Genomic DNA, 11,468 nt, shown 5'->3' on the forward strand with positions numbered 1-11,468 from the left:
GACCATGTTCCAGATTTTATCAATAAAAGGCACGATCAACTTCTTACGTCATGCTGTGCCGATCAGTATCTTGTCTCTGATCTTAGTGTTGGGTTCATTGGGCTCACTTGCAGTGAAAGGCATTAACTGGGGATTAGACTTTACCGGCGGTACTGTCGTCGAGATGGAGTTTTCTCAAGCGGTTGACCTTAATAAGATTCGTAGCTTATTGAATACCGAAGAGACTGACGGTGCTGTAGTGCAGAACTTTGGTTCAAGCCGCGATGTACTCATCCGTCTTCCGGTTAAAGCGGGTGTTAAGAGCGACTTACAAGTTCAACACGTGATGGAAGGGGCGGCGACAGTTGATCCAAGTGTTGTGCAAAAGCGCGTCGAGTTTGTCGGCCCACAAGTAGGTAAGGAACTGGCTGAACAAGGTGGTTTAGCAGTATTAGTCGCGCTTATCTGTATTCTTATCTACGTGTCATTCCGTTTCGAATGGCGGTTAGCATTAGGTTCAGTAGCGGCACTAGCTCATGACGTTATCATCACGCTAGGTGTGTTCTCTATTTTCCAACTGGAATTTGACTTAACTGTATTAGCCGGTGTGCTAACGGTTGTAGGTTACTCACTTAACGATACGATTGTAGTATTTGACCGTATTCGTGAGAACTTCTTGAAAATGAGAAAGGGAAGCCCTGAAGAAGTCGTTAACGTATCTATTACTCAGACTATGAGCCGTACCATTATTACCACAGGAACGACTTTAGTGGTGGTCATTGCCTTGTTCCTTAAAGGCGGCACCATGATCCATGGCTTTGCTACCGCATTGCTAATGGGTATTTTTGTGGGTACCTTCTCATCGATTTATGTCGCGAGTTTCCTAGCGATTAAGCTTGGGATCAATCGTGAACATATGATGCCAGTTGAGATTGAGAAAGAAGGCGCAGATCAAGACGCTCTGATGCCATAAGCTCAAGATTCATCAATAAAAAGCCACAGATTGTGGCTTTTTTTATATCTGTAATATCCATCAGTATAAAGATGTTATCGTTCAGCGAGAATTAAGCGCTGCTGAGGCAAGGCAACGAGTGAAGGGCATGGTTGTTCTACGGTTAAACTCGTCTGTTAGGCGTGCTTTTGAGTTCTTATTTCTACGTTGAATGGCCTTACAAGGGAAAACCATTGCACCATCCATTCGCCTTGAATTAGTAGCCAAAAAACACGTTGAGTAGATCACTTTCTCATGCTGGTTGGTATTAAATGTAAATGATCCGCTAGAGTTATCGACAATCGAGTCGCTTTGACGTTAGGATGTATGGCGATGAGCTGAAAGGCAATCTTAGCTGGGCATAACGAGGTAAGCATGGAAGAGAGAAGTCGACTGGTCGCGAGCGGTAACTTGCTGCAGGCTCATAGTTGGAAAGGGATGTTAGAAACTTGTGGCATTACCGTTGAACTTCGCGGTGAAGCTTTATTAGGGGGGGTGGGTGAGCTTCCTGCTGATCTACAAGACGTTGAGCTTTGGGTCGGTGAATCCCAATATGATCAGGCATTAGCGCAACTTGAAACCCTCAATAGTGTGAGCCCTAAATGGCAATGTGTTAAATGCCATGAAATAAATGAAGGTAATTTTGAGCTTTGCTGGAACTGCTGTGCTGAGCGAAGCGAATTAATAAGTTAGTTTTGATTTGATGGTCTGTTGTTATCATGCCTACCAGCTTGAATATTGGCTGGATAATTAACGAGTAAGCCTAACATGCAATATTTCCCACTGTTTGTTGATACCCAATCCCTGCGAGTTCTGCTTATCGGCGCCGGAGAAGTTGCCAGTCGTAAACTTGATCTGCTATCTCGTACCGACGCACATATCACGGTGATAGCGCCAGATGTTTGTCATGAAGTATTGGCTTATCAACAATCTCAACGCATTAGGCTATTGCAGCGAGAAGCCGATGTTGAGGATATTATTGATATTGACCTTTTGTATCTTGCAACCGCAGATGATGAGTTAAATCAGCGCTTTGCTTTATATGCGCATCAGCACGGGATTTGGGTTAATGTGGTCGACTCGCCTGCATTATGTCGATTCATCACCCCTTCCATTATTGATAGAGGCAAATTGCAGGTGGCCATTAGCACTGCGGGTGCCGCGCCAGTATTTGCCCGTGACTTGCGTTCTCGCATTGAAACATTACTGCCTCATTCACTTAATCCTTTATTGGATTTTATTGCAGAACGCCGAGTCGAGGTACAACAAAAGCTACCCGTTTTTCATCAGCGTAAACTGTTCTGGGAGCATTTTTTCGAGGCTAATGGTGACGGTTTCGACGACAAGACATCGGTGCATTACGCTAATGCTTTTAATCAGTTATCCAGTCAAGGTGAGATCTTATTGATTGATGAGTTAACGGAATTTAGTTTACTGCCAATTGCTGCTATGCCTTTGCTACAAAAATTGGATGTTGTTTATAGTGAGCTCGCACTGCCTCATTCATTGTTGGAATTATGTCGCCGTGATGCTTCCAGAGAAGCCATGATCAGTATGAGCCAATTATCAGAGTTATATGACAAAGGCCAGCGCAGTTTGATTTATGCTAACAAGGAGGCCATAAGTAAGTTGGTGGCATATTTTCCGATGGCAAAACACTTAAAGGTGGGTTCAATCTAAGGCTTATTTAAGCCAATTGTTAAGCATCATTTCGAGTTAATCTGTTTTCCACAGTGCTTTAGGGTAGACTAAGCAAAATTTTTTCAATTAGATCTACATGGCACTCAAATCAACCGTTTACAAAGCGCAATTACAGATTGCGGATATGGATCGTGGTTACTATCAAGATCATAATCTGACACTCGCTCAACACCCTTCTGAAACTGATGCTCGTATGATGTTGCGTTTATTGGCTTTTGCCTTAAACGCTAGCGATAGCTTGCAATTCAGTAAGGGATTGTGTGTCGAAGATGAACCCGAGTTATGGCAAAAATCCCTCAGCGATGAGATTGAACTGTGGATCGATTTTGGTCAAAGTGATGAAAAATGGGTAAGGAAAGCATGTGGCCGATCACAGCAGGTGCAGCTATTTGCTTATGGTGGTCGTAGTGTGCCAATTTGGTGGCAGCAAAACCAACAAGCTTTTTCTCGCTATAATAATTTAAAAGTGTGGAATATCCCAGAAAAGGCCGTTAAGGCGATGGGAGATTTGGTCAGCCGCAGCATGATAGTTCAGTTTAATATCTGTGAAGGTGAGATTTGGATGTCTAATGATTTAGGGAGTGTGCAGATCATTCCTGAAATCTTAAAAGAATAAGTGTTATTTGATGGCATTTTCAGAGTGTGAGTCACAGATCAAAGTTTAGTAACAAGCTTTACGCTATAAAGGTATAAATTATTTGTATCTTTAAAGAGGTTGCTATGTCGCAAGTTGTGTCTGAATCTATTCATGGTCATCAAGTGATGGAGTTTATGATTTCATTAGGTCGTGCGGTTTCAAAATTGGAATTAGAACATCTCATTGCAGAACGTTTTGGTGAGCAAGCGCGCTTCCATACTTGTTCAGCGAGTGAGATGGATGCGAAACAACTTATCGCTTTTTTGGAAAAGAAGGGTAAGTTTACTGAATCAGCTACAGGTGTTGAAACTTCAGCAGACAGGATCTGTAACCACTAGACTAAGGTCAAGATCCTTCTTTTGCTTGTTGGAATTCGTATGCGTTTTCCGGCGGAATAGCAAATAGCTCTTCGGCAATCGCGCGAATTTCATTAGCCGCTTTGCCGTCGGGCTCAATTTCTAGCACTGATGAACCACTCTCTTCACTATCATCGTAAATATTACGATTAAAAGTGACATGATCTAGCACCTTCAAATTAAACGAATTGACCACCTCTTTGGCCTCTAAAATACGTTTAAATTGTGTTGGCAATGGCGGACATTGTGTCATTACCACTGTGGCAATCATCTTAGGATTAACCATTTTGCAAGTACTGAGCATATCTTCCATGTGTGGGAGGGTCTTTAAATCACGGCGTTTGGGCCTAAGTGGTAAGACAACATAGCTGGCGACTGACATGGCGGCTCTCATGGCTAAGTTATCCTGGCCACCACAGTCGACAATGATGTAATCGAATCGTTGATCTAAGCCAAGAAGATCATTACGAATTTTCCCATATAGCTGAATACAGTTGATTAAAGGTAAATTGGGATCTTCATTTCGTGCTTGGATCCAGTCCGATGTGGTGCGTTGTGGATCGCAATCGACCATCAGCACATTTGCCTGTTTAGCTTGAGTAATATAAACCGCCAGGTTTTGCGCCATACAGCTTTTTCCTGCTCCTCCTTTTTCGCCGCCCACAAGCAGAATCATCAGTTTTTCTCCCTTAAGCCAGTTTGACTTTATTTAAGCTACATCAAGTGCAATTAGTATAGAGCAGGGTTATCGCAGTTGCTCAAATGATGACACACTAGTTACCTGAAAAGTTAAAGGATTTGTAGTGCAATTTGAAATTTTTTAGCATTGTTCTCACTTTCATTACAACGGCAAACTTGAGCTCTAACGCTGTTTTGCGTGTCTGAATTGGGATTAAAGGTGATTTGAAGTTCATCGCCTAATACGAACGGAGCGCTGTATTCAATCAATATGCCTTGGCGAGAGATATCGAGACAGATGGCATTATCGGTTCGAGAATTACCCTGTATATCAGTCCAAGACAAGAAGATCCGATCGGCTTCTAAGTCGACGCGCTGAGATTGTCGACGTTCGTCATATTGATGTTGGTATTGGCCCATTTGTTATTCCCTAAGATAATGGCAGAGCACAGTAAGATTAAATTTAGCACAAATTTACTCTGGTACAATAAAGCTCAGAGTAGTCTAAATTACAAGATTCGTCTCTATTTATACTTCACCATCGTTAATATAACCAGTAACTTAGGAGATTTACATATAAGGTTATTACAGTTTAATGCAAGGGGTGAATAAAGCGGCGCTGTTATTAGCGCCGTTTGGGAAATTATAAATCGTCTTCTTCTTTTCTGGGGTAGGGGAGTTTTAGTTGCCCCCAGCGAATAACAATTACGGTTGAAGCCAGTACCAGAGTTGATACCGAAATTGCGATAATACGCCAATCATCCATGCCCTTCATATCCAATATGAGATAACGAGCTAAAGCAACAATGGCAATATACAGTGGCATTCGTACCGGTAACTTACCCGATTCGGCGTAGTTAGCCACCATGGCTAAGACTTCCAAATAGATGAACAGCAAGAGTAGATCGGCAAGGGCAACTTCCCCCATCTTGATGATATGCACTATCTCTTGACCGATCGCAATAATCGTCGCAACCGCAATAATGATCAATACAAAATGTTCTACCGCTTTGAGACTTTTTGAGCCGTAACGGCTATAGAGTTTGCCCATAACTATTCTCGTAATTGTTTTTATTGATGGTATCAACTATTTAGATTTAGGCTAGCAGATGTCGGTGCGTTTAGTCACATTATGATTGTTAAGTTGTTAAATAGGTCGTGTTTTTAAGGCGTCATAATATTGAAATAACTGTGCAGGCGTGGCCCATATAAAGTCAAGGTTGATCATTTGAGTGGCGTAAATAAGAACGCCACTCATTAGAATGAAATCTATGAGTGGCGTATTAAGGGAAGGAATACTAGTACTATATCAAAATGGATTAGCGCTTTAATGCTTCACTTAATAAAGGACGGAAGCTCTTAACTAAAGAGATAGTCGCTTTTGGAGTACCAGCAATGATGTTCCCTGAAGTGAGGTAGTTATGGTTACCGGTTAAATCAGTTACCGTACCGCCGCCTTCACGAACGATAAGGTCGCCTGCAGCAATATCCCATGGCTTTAGACTGATTTCGAAGAATGCATCCATACGGCCAGCAGCAACATAGGCTAGATCAAGTGCAGCAGAACCTGCACGACGTAGGTCACCACATTGGCTAAAGGTTGAAGCAAAAAGCTTCATGTAAGTTTCACTGTGTTGCTTAGCTTTGAATGGGAAACCAGTACCGATAATGGTTTCATTTAAATCATTGGCTTTGCTTACACGGATACGGAAGTCATTGAGTTTGGCACCTTTACCGCGAACAGCTGTAAATAACTCGTCACGAACAGGATCGTAAACGACAGCAACTTCGGTCTTGCCTTTATATTGAACTGCGATAGAAACCGCAAAGTGTGGGATGCCTCTAACGAAGTTAGTAGTGCCATCCAAGGGATCTACAATCCACATATAGTCTTTATTGTCACCCTTATTTTCGCCACCTTCTTCGGCAACAATTGTATGATCTGGGTAAGACTTGCGGATTTGATATGTAATCGCAGCTTCAGCTTCTTTGTCTACGTTAGTTACGTAGTCATTGATACCTTTATTGCTTACTTCAATACGGTCGAGTTCCATATAAGCACGCATAATTGTTTGGCCGGCAGCGCGGGCAGCGCGCACAGCAATAGTCTGCATCGGATGCATTACAATCCCCTGGATGTTAAAGAACAGATATAAATAATCGGCGCGTATTATACGAAATTTTATGGTTATATCAAATAGAGTTTTTTATTTAAGGGATCTCATGGCGCTGTGGTAACATCGGCATCATTGTTCTATATAAAGAAATTGAAGTCGTTACATGCTTAGTAATATTCGTGTCGTTCTCGTAGGAACTTCCCATCCGGGCAATATAGGTTCAACCGCTCGCGCAATGAAAACCATGGGGTTATCAACTCTTTATCTGGCTGAGCCTAAAGTCGAGCCCGATGGACATTCGGTCGCATTAGCCGCTGGCGCCTCCGATATTTTAAAACATGCCGTCACCGTAGATTCATTGGCCGATGCGATTGCCGATTGCAGTCTAGTTATTGCAACCAGCGCGCGAAGTCGTACCTTAGATTGGCCTATGCTTGATCCGCGCCAAGCAGGTGAGAAGTTGGTTGGTTCGGCCATTAATGGCCCAGTTGCGATTGTGTTTGGTCGAGAAAATAACGGCCTCACCAATGAAGAGCTTCAGAAGTGTAATTATCATGTCGCAATTCCAGCGAATCCTGAATACACCTCTCTTAACCTGGCTCAGGCGGTGCAGATTATCTGTTATGAAGCACGAGTAGCGTTTTTAAATCAAACACCTGAGTTGGTTGAGGACGTAGAATACCCTTTGGCTAAAGAGCAAGAGAACTTCTTTGTTCATTTAGAACAGACCCTATTATCAACCGGCTTTATTGTTAAACAACACCCTGGTCAGGTGATGACCAAGCTGCGTCGTCTATTCAGTCGTGCCAGAATTGAAAGCCAAGAGATGAATATTTTGCGTGGTATTTTAACTTCAGTTGACAAGAAAGCGGCAATTGCGGAGCAAGTGGATTCATCTTCGCAAGAAAAGTAAATCAGTAGCGCTAGAAGGAAACAGCAATTACATGGGCGTAATATCCAGAATTAAAGATGACATCGAGTCGATTTACCATCGTGATCCCGCAGCTACGGGGACGTTGGAGATCCTGCTAAATTACCCTGGTATGCAGGCAATTTGGATCCATCGTGTCAGTAACAAGTTGTGGTTACGTAAGTGGCGTTTAACTGCGCGATGTATTTCGACATTTGCACGCTGGTTAACCGGTGTGGAAATTCATCCTGGTGCTACAATCGGTGATCGGTTTTTTATCGACCATGGTATGGGTGTGGTGATTGGTGAAACCGCAGAAATTGGTAATGACTGTACCTTGTATCATGGGGTGACTTTGGGTGGCACTACATGGCAATCAGGTAAACGTCATCCCACATTAGGCAATAATGTGGTTGTTGGCGCAGGAGCGCAAATCTTAGGCCCAATCACCATGCATGATGGTGCGCGAGTCGGTTCAAATTCGGTGGTGGTGAAAGAAGTGCCGAAAGACACTACAGTTGTTGGCATTCCAGCTCGTGTGGTGGCAAAACCGACAGAGAAGTCTAAAGAACATGCTGAGCGCCGTACCGCAATGGCTAAAAAGTATGGCTTCGATGCTTACGCTGTGTCACCGGATAATCCGGATCCCGTGGCGAATGCCATCGGTCAGATGCTAGACCATATGCACTTGATGGATTCCAAAGTGCAAGAGGTATGTCAAGCTGTGCGTAACATGGGCGGCAGCGTTTGTACCGAGCGCTTACCTGAGTTAGAAGTTGGCGAGTTTAGCGATGTTGAACAAGCCGCTGCAGAGAAACGCCAAGGCGCGATTGATGAATTTGATCCCATTATTTAACCAATAGTGAGATTAATTGCATTTCAGCGTTGAATATTTGGGTTGAAACAGGTTAAATACCCCAGCAAAGAAACAGGGTATTTTCTGTTTCATTATCGCCTTTAATACCTGACTAAAATACTAGGTTAAATACTTGACCAAAATACTCAAGTATGATTGAATACACTTAAGCATTTTAGAGAGCAGTAGTAGCTATGAAACTAACTTCAAAAGGTCGGTATGCAGTAACAGCAATGCTTGACGTTGCGATGCATTCTACCTCTGGGCCAGTCCCATTAGCTGACATCTCCGAGCGTCAGGGCATCTCTCTTTCCTATCTTGAACAACTCTTTGCTAAATTAAGAAAACATGGATTAGTGTCCAGCGTAAGAGGCCCTGGTGGTGGTTATCGTCTTGGTTACGATGCCAGTGAGATTTCGGTAGGAATGGTGGTTCGCGCTGTTGATGAATCAGTCGATGCGACTCGTTGTCAGGGGTTAGGTAATTGCCAAAGTGGAACGCGTTGTTTAACCCACTCACTTTGGGGCGATTTAAGTAAACAGATTTCAGATTTTTTGAATGGGATTAGTCTAGCTGGATTGATGAACAAAAGAGATGTCCAGTTTATCTCAATCAAACAGGATAAAATCCAACAGGAACAAAGAGTAACTCTATAAGTTAACTTTGTTATTAAATTTTTTAAATGTACGTGGTATGAGGTCGCTTTAGGCCCCTAAGTACGGAGTGTGAGATGAAGCTTCCTATTTATTTAGATTATGCTGCAACGACGCCAGTTGATCCTCGTGTTGCAGAGAAGATGATGCAATGTTTAACAATGGACGGTAACTTTGGTAACCCAGCATCGCGTTCACATCGTTATGGTTGGCAAGCTGAAGAAGCGGTTGATATTGCTCGTAACCAGGTTGCAGAGCTGCTCAACGCCGATCCTAGAGAGATTGTATTTACTTCGGGTGCAACCGAGTCTGATAATCTTGCTATTAAAGGTGTCGCTCGTTTTTACCATAAAAAAGGTAAGCACATTATCACCAGCAAGACCGAACACAAGGCGGTATTAGACACTTGTCGTCAGCTTGAACGTGAAGGTTATGAAGTCACTTATTTAGAGCCTGTGGCTAACGGTATTATCCCAATTGAAAATATCGAAGCGGCGATGCGTGAAGACACCATCTTACTGAGCTTAATGCATGTCAATAACGAAATCGGTGTGATCCACGATATCGATGCTATTGGTGAGTTATGTCGTGCTAAGAAAGTGATTTTCCACGTAGATGCAGCGCAAAGCGCGGGTAAATTACCTATTGATTTGCAACAAACTAAAGTCGACTTAATGTCTATTTCTGCTCATAAGATGTACGGACCTAAAGGGATTGGTGCACTTTATGTTCGCCGTAAGCCACGTATTCGCCTTGAAGCGACTATGCATGGTGGTGGACATGAGCGTGGTATGCGAAGTGGTACGCTTGCGACTCACCAGATTGTGGGTATGGGCGAAGCGGCTGCAATTGCTAAAGCAGATATGGAAATTGATAACACACGCATTCGTCGTCTACGTGACAGATTGTGGGATGGTATCAAACATATCGAAGAGACTTATATCAACGGTGATGCTGAGCAAAGATATTGCGGTAGCCTCAACGTCAGCTTTAACTTCGTCGAAGGTGAGTCACTGATGATGGCGCTAAAAGATTTAGCGGTATCTTCGGGTTCAGCTTGTACTTCAGCCAGCTTAGAACCTAGCTATGTACTTCGCGCGTTAGGACTTAACGATGAAATGGCGCACAGTTCAATTCGCTTCTCAATCGGTCGTTTTACCACTGAAGAAGAAATTGATCACGCCATAGAGACCATTACCAAGTCTATTGGTCAATTAAGGGAGATGTCTCCGTTGTGGGAGATGTTCAAAGATGGTGTCGACCTGTCACAGGTTCAATGGGCACACCATTAATCTGACTAATGTACGTAAAAAGATTGGAGTAGAATCATGGCTTATAGCGAAAAAGTAATTGATCATTATGAGAACCCACGTAACGTTGGTTCATTCGATAAAAACGATCCATCAGTGGTCACGGGTATGGTGGGTGCACCTGCTTGTGGAGACGTGATGAAACTACAACTTAAGATCGACGATAACGGCATTATCGAGGATGCTAAGTTTAAGACTTATGGTTGTGGTAGCGCCATTGCATCAAGCTCGCTAGTGACCGAATGGGTTAAGGGTAAGACGGTCGAAGAAGCGCGTGCGATTAAAAATACCGATATTGCTGAAGAGCTTGCACTACCGCCTGTAAAAATCCACTGTTCTATTTTGGCAGAAGATGCGATTAAAGCAGCGTTAGAAGACTACAAGGCTAAGCACGACCAGTAATTTCCGGAGTAACAATGGCAATAACAATGACTCCCGCGGCGGCAGATAGAGTAAGAAGCTTTCTTGCCAGCCGTGGAAAGGGTATTGGATTACGTTTAGGGCTTAAAACCTCTGGCTGTTCTGGTATGGCTTACATACTTGAATTTGTTGATGATCTTAATGCCGATGATGAAGTTTATGAGATTGATGGTGTGAAAATCATTATCGATGCCAAAAGCTTTATCTACCTGCAAGGTATCGAACTCGATTTTGTTAAGGAAGGCCTTAACGAAGGATTTCAGTTCAACAACCCTAACGCGAAAGGGGAGTGTGGCTGCGGCGAAAGCTTTACAGTCTAACTACCGAATCTAATACATGAACTATTTCGAGCTGTTTAGTTTATCGCCCCGATACGACATTGATACTGCCTTACTTGCAGAACGCTATCGCGATCTGCAACGGGCTGTTCACCCCGATAAATTTGCCAACGCTAGCGAACAAGATAAGCGTCTTGCCGTGCAGCGTACCGCGCAGATTAATGATGGCTACAACACCTTAAAGCATCCTATTTTACGGGCAGAGCATATGCTCAGTCTAAAAGGGATCGATTTAAGCCATGAATCTACTACGGTCAAAGATACCCAGTTTTTGATGCAACAGATGGAGTGGCGTGAGTCACTTGAAGATCTCAAGCATAGCGATGACCCAGGTGAATTAATTGATCAGCTCCATGATTCATTTAGCGAACATCAAGCCGAATTCACTTCACAGTTGAGTGAGCGCGTCACCAGTGACGAACTGCCTGTGCTACAACAGGCTGCAGATCTTATACGCAAGATGAAATTTATGGCAAAATTACAAGATGAACTCGCTCGAGCCGAAGACGCGCTTTTTTAAGG

The 11,468-nt window shown here is 43.2% G+C and carries 16 protein-coding genes; 12 read left to right on the forward strand and 4 right to left on the reverse strand.

Annotated features, from left to right (window positions below):
* The first annotated feature begins 4 nt into the window (after window positions 1-4).
* The 5 genes from secF (at window position 5) to L1D21_RS05300 (ending at window position 3,646) form a co-directional block, all read left to right on the forward strand.
* Window positions 5-952 (forward strand): protein translocase subunit SecF, encoded by a 948-nt coding sequence (gene secF, locus L1D21_RS05280; protein ID WP_239844216.1) that lies wholly within the window; start codon window positions 5-7, stop codon window positions 950-952.
* A 393-nt stretch (window positions 953-1,345) separates the two neighbouring features.
* Window positions 1,346-1,663: a DUF2007 domain-containing protein gene (locus L1D21_RS05285; RefSeq protein ID WP_239844217.1), complete on the forward strand. Its 318-nt coding sequence runs from the start codon at window positions 1,346-1,348 to the stop codon at window positions 1,661-1,663.
* Between the two features lie 75 nt (window positions 1,664-1,738).
* Window positions 1,739-2,650: a bifunctional precorrin-2 dehydrogenase/sirohydrochlorin ferrochelatase gene (locus tag L1D21_RS05290; RefSeq protein ID WP_239844218.1), complete on the forward strand. Its 912-nt coding sequence runs from the start codon at window positions 1,739-1,741 to the stop codon at window positions 2,648-2,650.
* 97 nt (window positions 2,651-2,747) lie between these two features.
* Complete coding sequence (locus tag L1D21_RS05295) at window positions 2,748-3,287, forward strand: YaeQ family protein (RefSeq protein WP_239844219.1); 540 nt, start codon at window positions 2,748-2,750, stop codon at window positions 3,285-3,287.
* 104 nt (window positions 3,288-3,391) lie between these two features.
* Window positions 3,392-3,646, forward strand: coding sequence for a YecH family metal-binding protein (locus tag L1D21_RS05300; protein ID WP_239844220.1), 255 nt, complete (start codon window positions 3,392-3,394; stop codon window positions 3,644-3,646).
* Between the two features lie 7 nt (window positions 3,647-3,653).
* Here L1D21_RS05300 and L1D21_RS05305 read toward each other — a convergent pair whose 3' ends face one another.
* The 4 genes from L1D21_RS05305 to suhB form a co-directional block, all read right to left on the reverse strand.
* Window positions 3,654-4,340: an AAA family ATPase gene (locus L1D21_RS05305; RefSeq protein ID WP_239844221.1), complete on the reverse strand. Its 687-nt coding sequence runs from the start codon at window positions 4,338-4,340 to the stop codon at window positions 3,654-3,656.
* Between the two features lie 113 nt (window positions 4,341-4,453).
* Window positions 4,454-4,762 (reverse strand): PilZ domain-containing protein, encoded by a 309-nt coding sequence (locus L1D21_RS05310; protein ID WP_239844222.1) that lies wholly within the window; start codon window positions 4,760-4,762, stop codon window positions 4,454-4,456.
* A 223-nt stretch (window positions 4,763-4,985) separates the two neighbouring features.
* Window positions 4,986-5,393, reverse strand: coding sequence for a phosphate-starvation-inducible PsiE family protein (locus L1D21_RS05315; protein WP_239844223.1), 408 nt, complete (start codon window positions 5,391-5,393; stop codon window positions 4,986-4,988).
* Window positions 5,394-5,661: 268 nt separating this feature from the next.
* Window positions 5,662-6,465 carry an inositol-1-monophosphatase gene (gene suhB, locus L1D21_RS05320; protein ID WP_239844224.1) on the reverse strand — a complete coding sequence of 268 codons (804 nt, stop codon included), beginning with the start codon at window positions 6,463-6,465 and terminating at the stop codon, window positions 5,662-5,664.
* A 157-nt stretch (window positions 6,466-6,622) separates the two neighbouring features.
* Between suhB and trmJ the strand changes: the two genes are divergently transcribed.
* The 7 genes from trmJ to hscB all read left to right on the forward strand — a co-directional run bounded on the left by trmJ (window position 6,623) and on the right by hscB (window position 11,466).
* The gene (trmJ, locus tag L1D21_RS05325) at window positions 6,623-7,372 is read left to right on the forward strand and encodes a tRNA (cytosine(32)/uridine(32)-2'-O)-methyltransferase TrmJ (RefSeq protein ID WP_239844225.1); all 750 of its coding nucleotides are present in this window, start codon (window positions 6,623-6,625) and stop codon (window positions 7,370-7,372) included.
* Window positions 7,373-7,403: 31 nt separating this feature from the next.
* Window positions 7,404-8,225: a serine O-acetyltransferase gene (cysE, locus tag L1D21_RS05330; protein WP_239844226.1), complete on the forward strand. Its 822-nt coding sequence runs from the start codon at window positions 7,404-7,406 to the stop codon at window positions 8,223-8,225.
* 194 nt (window positions 8,226-8,419) lie between these two features.
* Window positions 8,420-8,881, forward strand: a complete 462-nt coding sequence (gene iscR / locus L1D21_RS05335; protein ID WP_239844227.1) for a Fe-S cluster assembly transcriptional regulator IscR — start codon at window positions 8,420-8,422, stop codon at window positions 8,879-8,881.
* Window positions 8,882-8,955: 74 nt separating this feature from the next.
* Complete coding sequence (locus L1D21_RS05340; RefSeq protein ID WP_239844228.1) at window positions 8,956-10,170, forward strand: IscS subfamily cysteine desulfurase; 1,215 nt, start codon at window positions 8,956-8,958, stop codon at window positions 10,168-10,170.
* Between the two features lie 36 nt (window positions 10,171-10,206).
* On the forward strand, window positions 10,207-10,590 hold the full coding sequence (iscU, locus tag L1D21_RS05345; RefSeq protein WP_239844229.1) for a Fe-S cluster assembly scaffold IscU: 384 nt from the start codon (window positions 10,207-10,209) through the stop codon (window positions 10,588-10,590).
* Between the two features lie 14 nt (window positions 10,591-10,604).
* Window positions 10,605-10,928, forward strand: a complete 324-nt coding sequence (gene iscA, locus L1D21_RS05350; RefSeq protein ID WP_239844230.1) for an iron-sulfur cluster assembly protein IscA — start codon at window positions 10,605-10,607, stop codon at window positions 10,926-10,928.
* 16 nt (window positions 10,929-10,944) lie between these two features.
* Window positions 10,945-11,466, forward strand: coding sequence for a co-chaperone HscB (hscB, locus tag L1D21_RS05355; protein ID WP_239844231.1), 522 nt, complete (start codon window positions 10,945-10,947; stop codon window positions 11,464-11,466).
* The last annotated feature ends 2 nt before the right edge of the window (window positions 11,467-11,468 follow it).

The organism is Shewanella sp. Isolate11, assembly GCF_022398315.1.
Lineage (GTDB): Bacteria > Pseudomonadota > Gammaproteobacteria > Enterobacterales > Shewanellaceae > Shewanella.